The organism is Janthinobacterium sp. GMG2 (assembly GCF_033949445.1).
GTDB classification, from domain to species: domain Bacteria; phylum Pseudomonadota; class Gammaproteobacteria; order Burkholderiales; family Burkholderiaceae_D; genus Janthinobacterium; species Janthinobacterium aestuarii.
The window spans coordinates 1,137,834-1,157,326 of the sequence record NZ_JAXAWA010000002.1 but is presented as its reverse complement, the minus strand read 5'-3'; the positions used below and the strand labels follow the sequence as shown (position 1 = coordinate 1,157,326).

Below are 19,493 nucleotides of genomic sequence, written 5' to 3'. Positions count from 1 at the left end.
CACGCCTGCGGTGCGCCGTAATTGTGCGGCTACAATAGCCATATCACATAAGTACGGGGGCAAGGCGATGGACTGGCAATTCTGGATCGACCGGGGCGGCACCTTTACGGACATCGTGGCGCGCCGTCCTGACGGCAGCCTGGCCACGCATAAACTGCTGTCGGAGAATCCTGGCCAGTACCGCGACGCGGCGCTGGCCGGCATGCGCCAGCTGATGGACCTGGCGCCTGGTGCGCCGCTGCCCGTCGAACTGGTGGGCGCCATCAAGATGGGCACGACGGTGGCCACCAATGCGCTGCTCGAACGCAAGGGCGAGCCGACCGTGCTGGCCATCACGCGCGGTTTCCGCGACGCCCTGCGCATCGCCTACCAGAACCGCCCGCAGCTGTTCGCGCGCCAGATCATCGTGCCCGAACTGCTGTATGGCGACGTGATCGAGATCGATGAAAGAGTGGGCGCCCACGGCGACGTCGTGACCCCGCTCGACGAGACGGCCGCGCGGGTGGCACTGGCACACGCATATGCGCGCGGAGTGCGCGCCATTGCGGTCGTGCTGATGCACGGCTACCGCCATCACGCGCACGAGGCGCGGGTGGCGCAGCTGGCGCGCGAAGCCGGTTTTACGCAGGTGTCCGTGTCGCACGAAGTCAGTCCCATGATGAAACTGGTGGCGCGCGGCGACACGACGGTGGTCGACGCCTATCTGTCGCCGATTTTGCGCCGCTACGTCGACCAGCTGGCGATGGAGCTGCCCGGCGTGCACCTGCAATTCATGCAGTCGAATGGCGGCTTGACGGATGCGCGCGCCTTCCAGGGCAAGGACAGCATTCTGTCCGGTCCCGCCGGCGGCATCGTCGGCATGGTGCGCGCCAGCGCGCTGGCCGGTTTCGATAAGGTCATCGGCTTCGACATGGGCGGCACCTCCACCGACGTGTCGCATTACGCGGGCGAATTCGAACGCGTGTTCGAGACGCAGATCGCCGGCGTGCGCATGCGCGCGCCCATGATGAGCATCCACACGGTGGCCGCGGGCGGCGGCTCCATCCTGCATTTCGACGGCGCCCGCTACAAGGTGGGGCCGGACAGCGCGGGCGCCAATCCCGGCCCCGCCAGCTACCGGCGCGGCGGCCCGCTGGCCGTCACCGACTGCAACGTCATGCTGGGCAAGCTGCAGCCCGCGTTCTTCCCCCGCGTCTTCGGCCCCGATGCCAATGAAGCGCTGGACGTGGCCACCGTGCGCGCCCAGTTCGAAGCGCTGGCGCGCACGGTAAACTCGACGCCGGAAGATGTGGCCGAAGGCTATGTCGCCATCGCGGTCGGCAACATGGCCAACGCCATCAAGCAGATTTCCGTGCAGCGCGGCCACGACGTCACCGAATACACCCTGACCAGCTTTGGCGGCGCGGGCGGCCAGCATGCCTGCCTGGTGGCCGATGCGCTGGGCATGCGCACGGTGTTCATCCACCGCCTGGCGGGCGTGATGTCGGCCTACGGCATGGGCCTGGCCGACCAGAGCGCCATGCGCGAGCGCGCCATCGAGGCGGCATTGGGCGCGGACCTGGCCGGCGATTTCGCGCAACTGGGCGAACTGGCGCGTGGCGACTTGCTGCGCCAGGGCGTGGCACAGGAACGCATCGCGCTGGTGTCGCGCGTGCACCTGCGCTACGAAGGCACGGATTCGGCCCTTGTCGTGCTGTTCGATACGGTGGCGAGCATGCAAACGCAGTTCGAAGCGGCCTACAAAAAACGCTTTTCCTTTCTGATGCCGGCGCGCGCGCTGATCGTCGAAGCGATCTCCGTGGAAGCCATCGGCGCGTCCGATGCGCCGCAAGTGGCCACGCCCGCGTATGCGGCGCGCGCGGGTGGGCTGGCGCCCGTGCAGGCGGTGGACATGTACTGCGCCGGTGCTTGGCGGCCAAGCGGCCTGTATGCGGCGGACAGCTTGCGCCCCGGTGACGCCATCGATGGTCCCGCCATCGTCAGCGACGCCAATGCCACCACGGTCATCGAGCCGGGCTGGCGCGCCGAAGTGACGGCGCATGGCCATCTGGTCTTGCGCAGGGTCGTCGCCTTGCCTGAACGCCGTGCCATCGGGACCAATGCCGACCCCGTGATGCTGGAAATTTTCAATAACCTGTTCATGTCGATCGCCGAGCAGATGGGGCTGCGCCTGCAAAATACGGCCCATTCCGTCAACATCAAGGAGCGGCTCGATTTCAGCTGTGCCATCTTCGACGCGCAAGGCCATTTGATTGCCAACGCGCCGCACATGCCCGTGCACCTGGGCTCCATGGGCGAGAGCATCCGCACGGTCATGACGCGCAACGCGGGCGCCATGCGGCCGGGCGACGTCTACATGCTCAACGACCCATACCACGGTGGCACGCATCTGCCCGACGTGACGGTGATCTCGCCCGTGTTCGATGAAGTGGGCGGCGCCATCCTGTTCTATGTCGGCTCGCGCGGCCACCATGCCGATATCGGCGGCACGACACCAGGCTCCATGCCGCCCGACTCCACGCGCATCGAGGAAGAGGGCGTGTTGATCGACAATTTCAAACTGGTCGACGGCGACACGGGACGGTTAGCAGAGGACGAAACCCTGGCCCTGCTGGCGGGCGCCAGCTGGCCGGCCCGCAATCCCCGGCAAAATCTGGCCGACCTGCGCGCCCAGGTGGCGGCCAACCAGAAGGGGGCCGAAGAATTGCACAAGATGGTTGCGCATTTCGGTTTGCCGGTCGTACAAGCCTACATGGGCCACGTGCAGGACAATGCCGAGGAAGCCGTGCGCAGGGTCATCACGACCCTGAAGGATGGCAGCTATGCGCTGGACCTCGACAACGGCGCGCAGATCAAAGTGGCGATCAGGGTCGACGCAGCGGCACGCAGCGCCGTCATCGATTTCACGGGAACCTCAAGCCAGCTGCCGAACAACTTCAATGCGCCGTCCGCCGTCTGCATGGCGGCCGTGCTGTACGTGTTCCGCACCCTGGTCGACGACGAGATTCCCTTGAATGCCGGCTGCCTGAAGCCGCTCACGGTGATCATCCCGCCCGGCTCCATGCTCAACCCGCAGTATCCTGCGTCCGTCGTGTCGGGCAATGTGGAAACCTCGACCTGCATCACCAACGCCCTGTATGGCGCGCTGGGCGCGATGGCGGCGTCGCAGGGCACGATGAACAATTTCACGTTCGGCAGCGCCAAATACCAGTATTACGAGACGATATCGGGCGGCTCGGGGGCCGGCCCCGGTTTTGACGGCACGGACGTGGTGCAGACGAACATGACCAATTCGCGCCTGACGGATCCGGAAATTCTCGAGTGGCGCTTTCCCGTGCGCCTCGACAGCTACAGCATCCGTGCAGATTCGGGCGGGGCGGGGCGCTGGCACGGCGGCAATGGCGGCGTGCGCCGGGTGCGCTTTTTGGAGCCGATGACGGCGGCGATCTTGTCGAACAACCGCATCCATCCGCCTTTCGGCATGGACGGCGGCGAGGCAGGCGCGCTGGGGCGCAATTACGTGGAGCGGGTTGACGGCACGGTGGAACACTTGCCCCATATCGGCAAGACCGACATGCTGACTGGCGACGTGTTCGTGATCGAGACGCCGGGTGGCGGCGCTTACGGCAAGACGGAATAGGCCGTGCCGCCATTGGCACCGCTGAGCTGCGCACGCACCTGGCCCACGTCGCGCATGGGCGCGCGGCCGAACTGGCGGCTGTATTCGCGGCTGAACTGCGATTCGCTGGCGTAGCCGACCCGGTAGCCGGCCGTGCCCGCGTCGATCTGCTCGACCAGCATCAGGCGCCGCGCTTCCTGCAGCCGCAGCAGTTTCTGGTACTGCATCGGCGTCATGGCCGTAATCGCCTTGAAGTGGTGGTGCAGCGACGACATGCTCATGTTCGCCATGCCGGCCAGGTGCTCGATGCGCAGCGGCTCGCAATAATTGTGCTTGATCCAGTCGATGGCTTGCCCCACCTGGTGCGACTGGCTGCTGGCCAGCGCCATGTGGCGCAGGCGTGCGCCGACGGGGCCATTGAGCAAGCGGTAGGTCAGCTCGCGGCGGATCAATGGCGCCAAGGTGGCGATTTCCGCCGGTTTGTCGAGCAGGCGCACGAGGCGCAGCATGGCGTCGAGCAGTTCGGCCGACACGTCGCTGACGGAAATGCCGCGCGTGGCAGGCAGGATTTTCTGCTGCGCCACGCTGTCGCCGCCGCTTTCGCTGTCGAGCAGCGCGGCCACGTCGGCGATGTCGATGCCCAGCACCACGCACAGGTGCGGCTTCTCCACGCTCGCTTCCACCACGCGCACCTGCACCGGCAAGTCGACGGACGTCAGCAGATACTGCATGCGGCTGTAGTGGAAGGTTTCCGTGCCCAGGGTGACGTCTTTCGCGCCCTGCGCGATGATGGCCACGCTGGGGCGCGCCGCATGGAACAGCGATTCCGTGACCGACGACTGGCGGTGGAAACTGAGGTTGCCGATGGCCGTCGTGTAGTCGCCCGTGCGCGGCGCGTGGCGGCTGATCAGGGCGGCGATTTCATCTTGCGGAGTAAGTGGCGTGGACATGGCGTTCAGTATGCGTGAGGCGAAGAAGGGCAGGGGCTGATCTTACGCAGATTTGGAGGATCGTGCAAAGGTCTTGCAGGATCGCGGTAACGGCGGCCGGGCATCTCGGGCACACTTGTGCAATCGCATGCATGGCACGCGTCACCCCTCGCCACACACATCTAGACACAGGAGTTTTCATGACCACCATCGCCAAAGGCTACGCCGCACTGGGCCCGACTTCCGCACTGCAACCGTTCACGTTCGAGCGCCGCGCCCCGCGCGAAGACGACGTGGCCATCTCGATCAAATACTGTGGCGTGTGCCATTCCGATATCCACCAGGCGCGCGACGAATGGGGCGGCGCCGCTTTCCCGATGGTGCCCGGCCATGAAATCGCCGGCGTCGTCACGGCCGTCGGTGCCAACGTCAGCAAGTTCAAGGTGGGCGACCACGTGGGCGTGGGCTGCTTCGTCGATTCCTGCACCACTTGCAAGACGCGCAACGTGGACCTGGAACAGTACATGCCAGGCCTGATCCAGACCTACAACGGCGTCGAAGCGGACGGCAAGACGGCCACGCAGGGCGGCTACTCGGACAGCATCGTCGTCAAGGAAGGCTATGTGCTGTCGATTCCCGACAACCTGCCGCTGGACGCCGCGGCGCCGCTGCTGTGCGCCGGCATCACCCTGTATTCGCCGCTGAACCACTGGAAGGCCGGTCCTGGCAAGCAGGTCGCCATCCTGGGCATGGGCGGCCTGGGCCACATGGGCGTGAAAATCGCCCACGCCATGGGTGCCGAAGTGACGGTGCTGAGCCAGACTTTGTCGAAGCGCGAAGACGGCCTGCGCCTGGGCGCCGACCATTACTACGCCACCAACGACGCGGAAACGTTCACCAAACTGGCCGGCACGTTTGATTTGATCATCTGTACCGTGGGCGCGGCGATCGACTGGAACCAGTATATCAACCTGCTGAAAGTCGACGGCAATATGGTCATCGTCGGCATCCCCGACGGCGCCGTGCCGCCGATCAGTGCCTTCGGCCTGGTGGGTGGGCGCCGCAGCCTGTCCGGCTCCATGATCGGCTCGATCAAGGAAACCCAGGAAATGCTGGATTTCTGCGGCAAGCACAATATTGTGTCGGACATCGAAATCATCCGTATCCAGGATATCAATGAGGCGTTTGAGCGTGTGGTGAAGAGCGACGTCAGATATCGTTTCGTGATCGACATGGCATCGCTGTAACACCCGGCGCACCTGTGTTTGTTGGATTACGCGCTTTGCGCTAATCCAACCTACGCACGTTCAGCGTTCCGGTAGGTCGGGTAGGTCGGATTAGCGCGCAAGCGCGTAATCCGACACCTGCGCCAACTTCCCATCCTCGCCAAAAATCAAGCTCCCGCGTCAATTTTTCTTTCCTTGCATCAAAAATCGGCATAAAATGAAACCGTACAGTACAGTTTCACTACGTAGATTTGAAAAAACCAGCCATCCCCGGCGTATTTGCCTGGGCAGGGGAGGCGTCATGGATAAAAAATGGACACTTCAGTAAATAAAGGAGCGCCGGCGATCCCGGCGGTCTTCAGGGGCAAGCGGCTTGCCTTGACGGTTTTCGGCATCTTTCTCGGATTTTCCGGCCTGGCCCTGGCCGCCGGCGGCATCGAACTTATTACCCTCGGCGGTTCCTGGTACTACCTGCTGGCCGGACTCGGCCTGCTCCTTGCCGGCGTGCTGTATCTGCGCCGCAAACCGCTGGCGAGCGGCATCGTCGCCGCGCTGGTCATCGCCACCCTGGTCTGGGCCGTGTGGGAAATCGGCTTCGCCTTCTGGCCCATGGTGCCGCGCCTGGCGCCGTTCCTCGTCATCGGCCTGGTGGCCGCCTTGCTGCATCCGTGGCTGGCGGGGCGCAAGCTCACTGGCCAGTCGCGCGGTTTCGCGGCCCTGGTTGCCGTCGTGCTGGTGGCCGGTTTCGCCGCCATGTTCAAGCCGCATGGCGTGCTTGAGGCCACCGTGCAGCCGCAGCAGGATGCGCTGGCGGCGGTGAACGGCGGCAGCGCCAACTGGGCGCATTACGGCTATGGCCCGAAGGGCACGCGCTTCGCGCCGTACACGCAGATCGACAAACAGAATGTCGACAAGCTGCAAGTGGCGTGGACCTACCGCTCGGGTGAGCTGGCCGAAGGCGCGTCCGAATCGCAAAACACGCCGCTGCAGATCGGCGACACCATCTATACGTGCACGCCGACGAGCAAGGTCATCGCGCTCGACGCGGATACGGGCAAGGAACGCTGGACCTTCGACCCGAAGCCGGCCAATATCAAGACGTGGAACCGTTGCCGCGGTGTCGGCTATTACGAGCCGGCGAAGGTGACGAATCCGTTCCGTTTTGACGGCATGCAGGCGGCCAGCGCGCCGGTGGCGGGCGCCTGCGCCCAGCGCATCGTGCAAGTGACCATGGATGCGCGCCTGATCCAGATCGACGCGCAGACGGGCAAGCAGTGCGAGGGCTTCGGCGACAAGGGCTCCGTCGACCTGACCGTCGGCCTGGGCAAGGTCAAGATGAACGTGCCGTACTACGCCTACACATCCGCGCCCACGGTGGCGCGCAACCTGATCATCCTCGGCGGCTGGGTGTTCGATGGCCGCTCGACCGATGAACCGTCTGGCGTCGTGCGCGCCTACAGCGCCGACACGGGTGAACTGGTGTGGGCCTGGGACCTGGGCAATCCAGCCATTACCAAGCTGCCGCCGGAAGGGCAGACGTACACGCGCAGCACGCCGAACATGTGGTCGGCGCCCGCGTTCGACGATGCACTGGGTCTGGTCTACCTGCCGACGGGGAACGAGCAGCCGGACTTCTGGGGCGGCAAGCGTCCGCCGCTGACGGAAAAATACGCATCGGCCATCGTTGCCCTCGACATGGCCACGGGCCGCGAGCGCTGGACGTATCAAACCGTCCACCACGATATCTGGGATTACGACGTGGCCGCGCAACCGGCTCTGTACGACGTCCCGGACGGCAAGGGTGGCAAGATCCCCGCGCTGGTGCAGCTGACCAAGCGTGGCCAGATCTTCATGCTGGACCGCCGCACGGGCAAACCGATCGCGGAAGTCGTGGAAAAACCCGTGCCGCAAGAGCACGCGGCTGGCGACTGGGTGTCGAAAACGCAGCCATACTCGACGGGCATGCCGGCCCTCGGCGCGGATACGCTCACGGAGCGCGACATGTGGGGCGCCACCTTCTTCGACCAGCTGGCCTGCCGCATCAGCTTCCGCAAGCTCAATTACCAGGGCGAGTTCACGGCGCCAAGCACGAAAGAAACGCTGATCTATCCGGGCTACTACGGCGGCTTCAACTGGGGCGGCGCGGCCGTCGATGAAAGCAATGGCTATATGTTCGTCAACGATATCCGCATGCCGCAAGTGGTCAAGCTGGTACCGCGCGAAACGGTGGACGTGGCCAAGCTGACGTCGGGCCACGGCGTGGGCAGCACCTATCCGATGGATGGCACGCCCTTCGTCATCGACCACAAGGCCTTCAATTCGCCGCTGGGCATTCCCTGCCAAAGCCCGCCGTGGGGCGTGTTTGCCGCCATCGACCTCAAGACGAAGAAAAAAGTGTGGGAGCGTCCGGCCGGCACGGTGCAGGATGCGGTGGTCAATGGCGTCAAGGCGAGGCTGCCCATCCCACTGGGCATGCCGACCCTGGGCGGCGGCATGAGCACGGCGTCGGGCCTCGTGTTTTATGCGGGCACGCAGGATTACTATTTGCGCGCCATGGACATCGCCACCGGCCATGAAGTGTGGAAGGCGCGCATGCCCGTCGGTTCGCAAGGCACGCCGATGACCTATGTGTCGCCCAAGTCGGGCCGCCAGTACGTCGTGGTCGTTGCGGGCGGTGCCCGCCAGAGCCCGGACCGGGGGGATTACGTGATAGCATACGCGCTTCCCAAGACATAGTAAGAGTTTGCTTCATGCCCCAGTTGCGCACCGTTCCAGCTTCCCCGAGTACCCGAAGCGAGGAGCGGCGGCGCAAGCTGCTGGTGGCGGCATCCAGACTCTTTCTTGAATCCGGCTACGACGGCGTCAGCATGGACGCCATCGTGGCCGAGGCGGGCGGCTCGAAAGCCACCGCCTACCGCTACTTTGGCAGCAAGCAGGAACTGCTGGTGGCCGTGGTCGAATACCTGTGTGCCGACTTCATCATCGCGCTGCGCCAGCTCGACACGTCGCAAGCGGGCCTGGAGCAGGGCTTGCAGCTGATCCTCGACGAACTGGTAGCCGTCGTCACCAGCCCCCGCCACGTGGATTTCTACCGCCTCGTCGTCACGGGCGCCGCCGCCGTGCCGGCCGTGGGCCAGACCTGGTACGAGCACGGCCCGCAAGTGTGGCATGCGCTCATCCTGCGCCTGCTGGAGCAGCAGCGCACCCAGGGCCGCATCGCGCCCGATACCTCATTTTCCAACCTGCCGCAAATCCTGTTCGACGCCGTCTTCTCGCACCTGACCACGCGCACCGTGATGCTGGGGCAGGGCGGTAATGCGGCCACGTTCCGGCCGTTGATTGCGGAATTGATTGAGCTGGTGGTGGCGCGGGTGGAGCGTAGGGCGGATTAGCGGGGCCGTAATCCGACTGTGCTGAAAGGTGAGCAGCTGAAGCCGTCGGGCAGCATTGCATTAGTCATAGCATCAGTCCTGTTCGCCATCTTGTCCCTGGCCGTCGTGTTCGTCTGCTTTCGCCCCGAAGCGGACCTTCAAAGTTCGTTTGCGGTCTGTTGAAATTGGCGTGGGATTGAAGCATTTGATCTCACGTATGCTTGAAGGCTGCCACAACCGGCATTCAAATGAATGCTTGCTCGCCGTGCTATGCTTTGCCCATGAAAACCGCACACATCGACGTTCGTCGGCACATCCCATACCAGGCCAGGGCTGCATGAAGAACGAGTACACTTTTGCGGCGCTGGCAAAGCAGGAAGTCGCGCCGGGACCGGATGCCGATGCGCTGTTTTTCAGCATGCTGGCGCCGGTCCTGCGTGGCGGCCCGCTGGTCGCATACGATTCGATGACCGACTTGCGGATGCAGTTGACGGCGCCAGCATATTACGTGGCCCACAAGCTGGTCGCACATGCCGGCAAGCGCGTTATCTTCCAGGGCCGTGTGGTGCAGGCCAGCGTCACTGAGCTGCTGGTATTTCTTGATGCGGCAGTGGCAAGTGGCGACCTGCGCCCCTTGCTGCTTGCGCCCGTGTTCGAAGGAACACCGGCGCAGGTGATACATATTGATGGAGATGTGCTGCACGTCTACGCTGCAATACCGGGGATAAAGCGGCAGGTCTGACCAATATCCTGCCGTCCTGATCGAGGACATGCTCAAGCAAAACCGCGGCGACTGACCGTCCGCTTTTGGCCGAATTCGGCCGAGGTCAGTCAGGATAGCAGCTTGCTCATCTGCAAAACTCACAAATTCTCACGTCAAACCGCGCGCCCCGAAGCTGACGGCCGCGGCTCCCTCCCGATCTGGCGTGCTTGGCGAGTCCGAGTATGTAACAATGGCACTCACTTATGCGCTTACGATTCCTAAAATATTCCAGAAAATACTGCCGGCGGGATATCCCTACACACGAAGTAAGGATGCTTTCGCCGTGGGGTACTTATCCCGCGAAATCCATGCTGAACGAGCTTGGATCGGTTGTGATCGGCGAGGGCCTCTGTTTTTCGGTTGTACCTTGTTCGCCGCCGATCGATGCAAGCGAGAATTACTACTCTGAGGTGGAGTGGATCAGCCTCAATGAAATTAAACTCTACGCCTCTATCCTATTAGCAACCAACCGGGAAAACGACTTTTTTTCGATATATCCTGTTGGTCGTCCTTATCTTATTCAAACTGACCAACCATTGACCAGCAAGCGACTGCTCCGCGCGATTCGTGCGCAGTTGATCACTCGAGCATTGGCTCCAATACCTTGGTCTACGCCAACGAAGCCAATCTCAATTATTGTTTCGGATGCTCGTGAGATTGCGCTTCCGCCCATCTTCGGAGGATCATCCTACCACTGTTCTACACTACCAAAACGCGAAAAGCTTCAACAGACACTACTGAAGAGCATCGATGCAGGGGATTACCTCTTAATACGAGGCCTCTCCACGCTATTGCGATGTGGGATGATCTCCCGTCACCACCAATTTCTTGAGGAGTCGATCAATACGCTATTCATTTCACTGGAAGCATCGTTTCGCCTCATCATTCGAATCTTAGAAAATAGAGGAGGAAAGAACGTTACATCTAGTGACGTCGCCACTTATATCGCGCGCGTCTTTAATCAGGAGCCGCGAGGGAAATATTTCGAAGAGTATTACGAAAGTCGCGTCATGACGATGCATCCGGAGTCGCGCTATGGGATTTTTCCACACGCCCCCTTATTTGCCGATGATTGTTATGAGCTACGTGACAATCTGCAGGAAGTCTATGCTTACTTGGTGGCTGGGTATGTTGATCCGAAGTATAAAGACCGACGCGGCACAATTGACTAATTGACATTATTGGACAGACTGTCCGATGACCAGATAATTATCCAAACGGAGTGGCTGTATTCAAATGTTTTTCGACTCTTACCGGTTGCTGTCGCTCCTCTCGGATCTTCGCTTTAAATTGAAAACACCGGTATTTTTATCTGTGCTCAAGATATAAAACTAAACTACCGAAAAATCCTTAAATGCCACAGTTACGGGTCAGGCACCCGTCACTTTTGTTGATTGATATGAGCTTTGAGATGGGAGCGTGAACGCATTCGCGACTTAAATGGCCACTCCTTCAAGCAGTCAGCTGCCGACGAAAGTAGGATGTCGTCCATCGCTTCGATTCCAAAGTACGACCCGTGGAAATTAAGAAGCTTGCGCGCAAACAGAAATTCCGCATTTATCCAGGAAATCATTCGCTTCGCATCTTCATATTTTATTTTGGTGGGGAGTGAAATTTTTCCATCTGTTTTTATGGTTTTTTTGTCGCGTTCCAGTCCAACATACACAGCTTGTTGTTTACGGCGCTCAAGGTCGCCACTTTTCAAAGCGTTGACCAATTTTGAAGAATACTCAAACATATCTCGAGCGACAAATCCGAACTGCTTCTCAGAGTGAATGTACAAGAGTTTTAGCCAACCTTGCTCAAATTCAGCATCAGGAAACCCCTCGTTCGTCACAGAGCTATAGTAATAGTGTTCAACCCATTTCGCTTTCGCGAACTCCTCTAGTGTGAGTACTGATAATTGAAATGCTGAGGGATATGATTTTAAATCAAACAGCGATATAGAGTCCTGATGCAAACGTAAAGCGTTTCGTAAAGACTCAGAACCTAACTTCTTCCACTTGTACATGGAAAGTTTTTTAGGCGAATTGATTTTTATTTTCGTCATTTCAAGTTTTCGTTCGATATCCGCATTTGGCCGTTCAGAGACTACCATTTCGATGGTGGCTCTTTTCCAGCGGCGATTCTTTCGAAAACAAACGCTGGGTCTTTCTGGCACCAATATTCAAACGTTACGCTGAGTCGGCCGCTCCCAAGCACTTGAGTTATAGGTGTTTCCAATGGTACTCGTAGGCGAGGCTCTTGCCATTGCTGCGCGAGTACCCCAATTGGACTAGGGCCGTTACCTGAGCACGCAATAATCCACGTGGCGACACCGTCAGCAATGCCTGGCAAATAACTTGACTTCAAATCTTTCAACATGCTGCCAATATCTGAGTCTAAATCAACTTCGACTTCTGCAGCATGAGACTCTAAGTCATCGCCAGCATGAACACTATCGCGATTTACGTGAACAATAACGAGCATCTAGTTCCTATATCAATTGGGCTGCTTTTGGCCGTTCTCGGAAATACTAAAGGCGTAACTCTAGCACGACATCTTCAGGCCGAAACGCCATCAGCCACTGCGTAATACCGTTTGCGTCACTGCACTCTAATTCGTATCCCACTGGGGAGGAATAAAGTTCAATAATGGTTGCGACGTCCCCGACCATGGGTCGCCGAAGATTAGACTCGTCAGCTAATGCAAACTGTTCCACGTTGACTGCCACAATCTTAACTACATCGTATTGCATAAATTTCATAATTGAACCGATCATTGAACGGCTGCTCTTGGCCGGAGGCTGCCTAAAAGGCATCACCTAAGCATAGCGGACGCGCAGCCTCTCACCACTTTACAAGCGCCCGTCGTTAGAGCCATGGATCGAAGTACGCGTAAGCAGAAGCCTTGCCTCCCTCATTGGCGCACCAAACCGTAACACGGCGCCTGACGTTGACAGCACCACAACCCAGCCGCCCTTGATTGTTATTTGATCAAATGGATTGGATTGATCCGAAACAAACGTCCAAACAGGTTCATGATTTTGCAGCGATTCCAAAACGACTACGCCGATTGAGCCGTGTTCCGCAGCCTCTCCGCACTTGACTATGTACTGACCACCATACAACTCTTCTTGCGCCAGAATCGCGACATTGAGCCAACCGCCAAGCTCCTGTTTTTCATGTACTCTGGCCATCCAGGTTTCGTGCACTTCGTAGATGTCACCGTTGTTGCACACGAGGCCATTGTGGCTTCGCACCTCCTGGTTCCTCCACTTTATTGCCATCACTGTCATTGATTCCATATTTAGAAATGGGCGACTGCACGCCCCTGAATTAAACAACTTGTGTTCTTGCCCATTGCAAACTTATTCAACATCCGCTCTTGGCCAGATTCGGCATACGCAACTAGCCCTTTCTTTTGGTCTTTTCACGTTGCAAAATCGACCTGCATTCGTCTTCGGTTGGCACGTTTTTCTCAATCAGTATGGTATGCCAGCCACCGCAATCAGGGTCAGGGCAGCCACACACAGTTGTTCGCACCGGGTGCTGGGTTAATCCATCGCGCTTCTGAATAGCATTAGTTCGTTCCTGACTCTTGATAAGGTGGACTAGCGCGCCTCGGCTCAAAAATTTTCCTGCCATGATTTTCCTCTAGGTGCTTGAACCCCACAAGACGTTAACGTTTGCAATGCCTGCTGTTGGCTACTGCCGTTGGCAATTCAAACCGGCGGGTCAATCCGCTGGATGCAGCACTTTACCCCAAATGGCTGGTCGCCTCATCACTTGGAGCACGTAAGCGGCCAGCGTAGCTTCTGCTTTGACCAGACGCCAGATGCCATGTCGCGCCGATCATGATGGCAGCTCCATCGCAGGCACTCTGCCGCGGTTGCCTCGGTCGGATGTGATGGCCTCGCTGCGCCCCCTGGTCGTGTTGCGCCAGGAGCGAATGTTATAGTGGCGAAAATTTATTTACTGAAAGAAACTGCCATGAAAAACGACGCAACCACTCGCCCGCAAGCAAATCAGGCGCCTGCCAGGCTCAGCAAAGGGGACTTCGTCACCGTACTGCGCAAGCTGCTGCAAGACGAAGCAAAGGCTGGCAAGTCCAGTGTGGACGTACGCGCTGCGAACCTGCACACCCAGGTTGGCGTTTATCCGGCGCGCGGCCACTCGATGCCGACCTGTTGCACGGTGATGTATGAAGAGATGCAGCCGGGTGACGAGATACTGCTGACGCCACCTGGCGGCAAGGGAGCTACGCTGCTGGTACGCTATAAACTCCCGCGCTGATGCAGGCACTGCAGTGGCAGCGAACCTATTGCCAAGTACCAATCGTCGCTAACTTATAACGTGCACAAGCAGGCGCTTCGCTGAGGCCACCTTGGTTGGATGGTGGGCCGCTTCAATAGTTTTCAAATATTTATATAAGCTCTTATATAAATAGTGCTACGATGGTTGCATGAAACCAGGACTGGGCACGCAATTAAGACATCTCATCGAACTGCTCGACGGCGCGGTCGAGCAGGCCTACGTGGAAGCGGGGCTCGATTACCGGCCGCGCTACACGCCGGTAATGCGGGTGCTGGCCGAGCAGCCGAGCGCGACCATTGGGGAGCTGGCGGCCTTGGGCGGCCTCACGCAGCCTGCCGCGACCCAGACAGTGGCTTTGATGGTGAAGAAAGGCCTGTTGACGGTGGCCGGCGGCGAAGACGGCAGGCAGCGCGTGGTGCGCCTCAGCGCCGCTGGCGCAGCGCTGCTGCCGCGCCTGCGGTTGTGCTGGCAGGCGACCAAATCCGCGGCCGACAGCCTCGATGCGGAACTGGCGTTTCCCTTGTCCGACTGCCTCGCACAGGCGATCGCCGTACTCGAGACGCGCTCCTTCGGCGCGCGCATCCACGATGGCAGGCTGCGCCTGGATGCCCGCTCTGACGCAGGCACGACAACACCTGGCGAGTAACCCGAATGATGCAGCCACGCACACTTTTCGCACAACGATCAAACGTTTCGTAGTCTAACTTGGAGGAATGTATGTCAGGTAGAAAGAAGCTTGCCGCAGCAATCGTATTGGGCACGTTGTTGTCGTTGCACGCCTTTGCGGCGGAGGACACCGCGTTGAACGCGGCCGATCGCACGGCGATCGTGCAGACACTGGCAGTGAAAATGAACGCGAATTACATCGAGCCAGCGGTGGCCGAACGGGTCGGCATTGCGATTACCAGGAAAAATGCCGAAGGAGGCTATGCGACCGCCGCCAACGTGAAGGCCTTCAGTGCGGCGCTGGCGAAGGACTTGCGGGAACTGAGCGGTGACTTGCATTTCGGCGCCGCGTTTTACGAAGGTCTTCGTGAGCGCAGCGGTGCCGCCGAAGTGCCCAGCCGCGCCAAGATTGACGAATGGCGCGACCAGACCACCCGGCGCGGCTATGACATCGAGAAGATCGAACGCCTTCCCGGCAACGTCGGCTATATCGAGCTGCGCGGCTTCGGCGGTCCGGAATTCGTCGCCGCGGCGTACACGGCGGCGATGTCGCTCATGGCGGGGACGGATGCGCTGATCCTCGACCTGCGCCGCAACGGCGGCGGCAGCCCGGCCAGCGTGGCTTACCTGATGAGTCATTTCTTCCCGTTCGGCGACGAGCGTCACCTGATCGACATGTACGATCGCCCGACCGGTACGACGCGGCAGTTCTGGACCGTGAAGACGGTCGCACAGCGTTACGACAAGCCCGTGTACGTGCTGACCTCGGCCCGCACGTTTTCCGGCGGGGAGGATTTCTCTTATGGCATCCAGGCGCAGAAACGGGGGACGGTGGTCGGAGAAACCACCGGCGGCGGCTCCAATCCCGTGAGCTGGTACAACGTAGGGCAGGACATCATTGTCGCGATTCCGACCGCGCGCACGACCAATGCCGTCACCAAAACCAACTGGGAGCATGTCGGCGTGAAGCCGGACATCGCCGTGCCCGCGGCACAGGCGCTGCAGACGGCGCATGTCGCCATCCTGCGCAACCTGGTGTCATCGGCCAAGGAGGGCAACGAGCGCAAGGAGCTGCAGCGCGTGCTGGCGATGGCGGAGAAGGGCGAGTCCGAGAAGCCGGTCTACACGCTCAGGGGCGAGCGTTGATATCGCGGGGCTGATCAACCTTGTGGCGGCAAGAGGGACGTAGTGCGTAGGTCGGATTAGCGGCGGCACGCCGCGTAATCCGACACTACTGAGCTAACAATGGCGTCGGATTACGCTTCGCTAATCCGACCTACGTGTCCGACCTACGTGAATGATCGGAAATGGGCTGTGCGTTTTTGACGTCAACGCACGCCACGACGCCTCTGAAAACCGTCGCGAGCAAGCCCAATGTCGGGTTGAGTAGCGCAGCCGTACTTTAGTACGGCGAGCAACGCCGACCCGAGAGTGGGCTGCGCAGCAGGTTTGCAGTGCGTCCCTCAGCTCAAGTCGCAATACCATACTTGTGCTGCGTCGCCTCGTACTGCTGCTTGAGCGACTCGAGTTTCGGATGCTTGGGGTCGATCTTGCGGATCACCTGCATCTGGTGTTGCGCCTGTTCGGCCAGCGGGGCTTCCCAGCCCAGCATGTTGAGCTGGCGCAGGATGGCGTCGACGGAGGCGAACAGCACGGGCAGGTTGCCTGGAGTCTTGCGCAAGGCCTGGCGCAGCACGAATACGGCTCCCTTGAGCTCTCCGCTTTCCGACTTGCTGGCCGCATCCTGCATCAGTTCCTGTACCTGGTTCGTGATTTGCTGGCCCATGCCTTGCGCCAGGTCGTGGCGGCCCGCTTTTTCAAATACGTCGACGGCCGCTTCCATCGTCACGTCGCTGTCGGCTTCGTTGACGAGTTTCATCATGACGTCGGACGCCGCCTGTTCCAGGTTGTTTTTCAGGCAGCTTTGCACGAGGCCCACCTTCAGCTGCGTCGACAGGCCCCGTGCCGTGTCCAGGGCGGCGGCGGCCAGTTGCAGTTCGGTGGCGGCGGCGATGTCGTTGCCCGACAATTCATGCAGCATGGCGGCCGAGATGGCGCGGCACGCTTCCACGTTGGCGCCGCCGCGCAAGGAGCGCTCCATGTCGCGCAGCACGCCGCTCGCTTGCGGTGCATCGCCTTTCTTGACCAGCGTTTTGACCAGATTCACATGATCTTCGGGATCGCGGAATTCCGAGTATTTGGCTTTCGTCACCACCTGCTTGTAGGCCCGTTCGGCCGCGCCGATGTCGCCCGTGTCGAAGGCGATGCCGCCCAGGTGGCGCAAGCGGCGTACCATGTGCGGCGAGATGGCCACCGCGTCCTCGAGGATTTTCTTCGCCTGCAGCTGCTGGCCCATGGCTTCATGGTTTTGCGCCAGCAGGTCGTAGGCGGCCATGAAGCGGGGATAGACTTCCACCAGTTCCAGCAGCGCGTCCTGCGCTTCCTCATGGCGCTGCTGTTCGAACAGGGTGCGCGCCAATCCCAGGTGGGCCCAGGCCATGGGGCGCGTGGCCAGCATGTCGGCGTACAGCTGTTCCGCTTCCTTCCACTCGTCCAGGGCGATGTGCAGCTCGGCGCGCAGGCGGGCGAAATCGGCCGCCAGGCGCGGGTGCTGCAGTTCGGCCGCGCGGCAGCTTTTCACGGCTTCGCGCAAGTCGCCCTTGTCGATCAGCTGATAGGTCGGCAGGAAAATGGCGCGCCGCTCGATGGCGCGCGCGATGCGTCCGCTCAGCACGTCGACGGTGAACGGTTTCAATATGTAGTCGGACGGAGTCAGTTCGGCCGCGCTGATCACTTTGCTGTGGATGGCTTCCGAGGTCAGCATGATGAAGATCGTCCACAGGCCGATCAGCTTATGGTGGCGCAAGTCTTCCAGCAATTGCTGGCCATCCTGGCCGTCCGTGCCGCTGCCAAGATCGTATTCGCACAGGATGATGTCGAACGGTTTCTTCGTCAGCAAGCGGATGGCCGTGCCGGCATTGACGGCATATTCCACCTTGGTGATGGCAGCCTGATTCAGCATATTGTGCAGATTGCCCCGCATGCTGGGGTTCGGGTCGACGATCAGGACAGATAAGTCGCTAGTTTCTGGCATTGTTCAGCTCTCGTTCATCTGTTCGGTCATTTGCGGGAACTCTTCTTATATGTCTCGGCCTGGCAGTATTGTTTTTTATCAGCATACTGCAAAGCTGCCCGGCACTGCCAGCAAAATGCGTGCAATCGGGCGTAGGGCAGGGTGCAAGGCGCATCCGGTGGCGCGCAGCGTTGTATTTCATGGCGCCGTTGTGCTGCGCGCCAGTGCCGGCGCCGCAAATTCCAGCACATAGTTGACTAGCATGATAGTATCCTAATTACAACTAATGTTGGATGCCGCACAATCTTGCGGCCAGGCATGCGCAAGGCTGTACCGGGCGCTTTTCTTCTTTCTGGTGTCGATACCCGTATGCGTGTTCCTGATCTTTCTTCCCTGCGCCGCGTTGCCGTTCCCCTTGCATTTGGCGGCAACAGCGAACAGCAGCATACCTATTTTGCGGAATTGCACCGGGTCGGCATGGTCACGCAAGTGCTGGGCATCATCGCCTTCAGCTTGACGTGGCTGCTGATGCCGCCCGCCTACCATCCGAACCTCACGCATGCCGTGCTGGCGCTGCTGGGCATGCTGATCAGCCTGGTCGTGCGCTACCGCTGTACCACCTTGCCCGTGCTGACGATTACCGGCGCCTGCGCCGTGCTGGCGCTGACTTTTGGCTTGCGCACCATGGCCGACGCCGTGCATCACGCCAGCTTCTGGGTCTTGCCGGTGGGCGTCTTCATGACCCTGGCCATCGCCTCCATCTTCAATGGCGGCCTCAGCTACCTGGCCGTCGTGGCCGGCGTGTGGTGGAACGTGGGCCACGGCCTGTATCCCGTCAACGCGGGCTTGCCCGACCAATCCTGGGCGCCCTTGATGATCGCCGTCAGCGTGCTGTTCGGGCTGGCACTGAATGTCAGCTTCAGTTTATTGCGCTTGCGTAACTATCACTCCAAGGTGGAGTTGACGCGGCTGGCCTTCCAGGACAGCCTGACGGGTTTGAACAACCGCCGCATGTTCACGCAGCGCGCCCAGCAGATGCATGGCGCAAGCCATGGCGGCATGCTGCATTTCCTGATGATCGACATCGACAATTTCAAGATCATCAACGACCAGCAGGGCCACGATGCGGGCGACGCGGTGCTCGTGCGCACGGCCGCCGTCATCGCGGACAAGGCGCAAGGCCATCTGTGCGGCCGCCTGGGCGGCGAGGAATTCGGCATCGTCTACGCGGGCGACCGGGATGACGCGCGCGCCTTTGCCGGCGCCTTGGTCGAGGCTGTCAGCCAGGCTTTCCTGGCAGCCCAGTTCGTGTCGATCAGCGTGGGCGTGGCCGAGCTGGACCGGAGCAAGGAGCTGGGCCACAGCTACCGGCTGGCCGACGAGGCCCTGTACCTGGCCAAGCGGCAAGGCAAGAACCGCTATGTGATCGCCTGAGGGTGTTGTTGCAGTGTCAAAAACTACCGCTGTGCGGGGCAAAACGGTGGCAAAGGGCCAAGTTCCGGTCATAAGGCAGGGGTAAAACGGGTATAATGCGCGCAAAGGAAATTTGCC

At 60.3% G+C, this 19,493-nt stretch carries 14 protein-coding genes; 10 read left to right on the top strand and 4 right to left on the bottom strand.

Annotated features, from left to right (window positions below; translation table 11 throughout):
* Positions 1-67: 67 nt before the first annotated feature.
* Complete coding sequence (locus SKZ59_RS11290) at positions 68-3,640, top strand: hydantoinase B/oxoprolinase family protein (RefSeq protein ID WP_319991789.1); 3,573 nt, start codon at positions 68-70, stop codon at positions 3,638-3,640.
* Here SKZ59_RS11290 and SKZ59_RS11285 read toward each other — a convergent pair.
* On the bottom strand, positions 3,622-4,569 hold the full coding sequence (locus SKZ59_RS11285; RefSeq protein WP_319991788.1) for an AraC family transcriptional regulator: 948 nt from the start codon (positions 4,567-4,569) through the stop codon (positions 3,622-3,624). The two genes, SKZ59_RS11290 and SKZ59_RS11285, sit on opposite strands and share 19 nt — an antisense overlap.
* Before the next feature lie 179 nt (positions 4,570-4,748).
* On the opposite strand from SKZ59_RS11285, the gene SKZ59_RS11280 reads away from it, so the two are divergent.
* The 5 genes from SKZ59_RS11280 to SKZ59_RS11260 all read left to right on the top strand — a co-directional run bounded on the left by SKZ59_RS11280 (position 4,749) and on the right by SKZ59_RS11260 (position 11,080).
* Entirely contained in the window at positions 4,749-5,795 is a 1,047-nt protein-coding gene (locus SKZ59_RS11280) for an NAD(P)-dependent alcohol dehydrogenase (protein ID WP_319991787.1), read from the top strand.
* 291 nt (positions 5,796-6,086) lie between these two features.
* Positions 6,087-8,510, top strand: coding sequence for a membrane-bound PQQ-dependent dehydrogenase, glucose/quinate/shikimate family (locus SKZ59_RS11275; protein ID WP_319991786.1), 2,424 nt, complete (start codon positions 6,087-6,089; stop codon positions 8,508-8,510).
* 14 nt (positions 8,511-8,524) lie between these two features.
* Positions 8,525-9,166: a TetR/AcrR family transcriptional regulator gene (locus SKZ59_RS11270; protein ID WP_319991785.1), complete on the top strand. Its 642-nt coding sequence runs from the start codon at positions 8,525-8,527 to the stop codon at positions 9,164-9,166.
* Positions 9,167-9,482: 316 nt separating this feature from the next.
* On the top strand, positions 9,483-9,887 hold the full coding sequence (locus tag SKZ59_RS11265; RefSeq protein WP_319991784.1) for a hypothetical protein: 405 nt from the start codon (positions 9,483-9,485) through the stop codon (positions 9,885-9,887).
* 329 nt (positions 9,888-10,216) lie between these two features.
* Entirely contained in the window at positions 10,217-11,080 is an 864-nt protein-coding gene (locus SKZ59_RS11260) for a hypothetical protein (protein ID WP_319991783.1), read from the top strand.
* A 209-nt stretch (positions 11,081-11,289) separates the two neighbouring features.
* Here SKZ59_RS11260 and SKZ59_RS11255 read toward each other — a convergent pair whose 3' ends face one another.
* Positions 11,290-12,006, bottom strand: a complete 717-nt coding sequence (locus SKZ59_RS11255; protein WP_319991782.1) for an AbiV family abortive infection protein — start codon at positions 12,004-12,006, stop codon at positions 11,290-11,292.
* A 738-nt stretch (positions 12,007-12,744) separates the two neighbouring features.
* Positions 12,745-13,185 carry a hypothetical protein gene (locus tag SKZ59_RS11250; protein ID WP_319991781.1) on the bottom strand — a complete coding sequence of 147 codons (441 nt, stop codon included), beginning with the start codon at positions 13,183-13,185 and terminating at the stop codon, positions 12,745-12,747.
* A 694-nt stretch (positions 13,186-13,879) separates the two neighbouring features.
* Here SKZ59_RS11250 and SKZ59_RS11245 point away from each other — a divergent pair.
* The 3 genes from SKZ59_RS11245 (at position 13,880) to SKZ59_RS11235 (ending at position 16,015) form a co-directional block, all read left to right on the top strand.
* The gene (locus SKZ59_RS11245) at positions 13,880-14,182 is read left to right on the top strand and encodes an HNH endonuclease (RefSeq protein ID WP_319991780.1); all 303 of its coding nucleotides are present in this window, start codon (positions 13,880-13,882) and stop codon (positions 14,180-14,182) included.
* A 169-nt stretch (positions 14,183-14,351) separates the two neighbouring features.
* Positions 14,352-14,849 (top strand): MarR family winged helix-turn-helix transcriptional regulator, encoded by a 498-nt coding sequence (locus SKZ59_RS11240; RefSeq protein ID WP_319991779.1) that lies wholly within the window; start codon positions 14,352-14,354, stop codon positions 14,847-14,849.
* Positions 14,850-14,920: 71 nt separating this feature from the next.
* Positions 14,921-16,015 (top strand): S41 family peptidase, encoded by a 1,095-nt coding sequence (locus SKZ59_RS11235; RefSeq protein WP_319991778.1) that lies wholly within the window; start codon positions 14,921-14,923, stop codon positions 16,013-16,015.
* A 322-nt stretch (positions 16,016-16,337) separates the two neighbouring features.
* On the opposite strand, the gene SKZ59_RS11230 is transcribed toward SKZ59_RS11235, so the two are convergent.
* Positions 16,338-17,963 (bottom strand): tetratricopeptide repeat-containing response regulator, encoded by a 1,626-nt coding sequence (locus SKZ59_RS11230; protein WP_034748563.1) that lies wholly within the window; start codon positions 17,961-17,963, stop codon positions 16,338-16,340.
* Positions 17,964-18,311: 348 nt separating this feature from the next.
* Between SKZ59_RS11230 and SKZ59_RS11225 the strand changes: the two genes are divergently transcribed.
* Complete coding sequence (locus SKZ59_RS11225) at positions 18,312-19,376, top strand: GGDEF domain-containing protein (RefSeq protein ID WP_319991777.1); 1,065 nt, start codon at positions 18,312-18,314, stop codon at positions 19,374-19,376.
* Positions 19,377-19,493 lie beyond the last annotated feature (117 nt).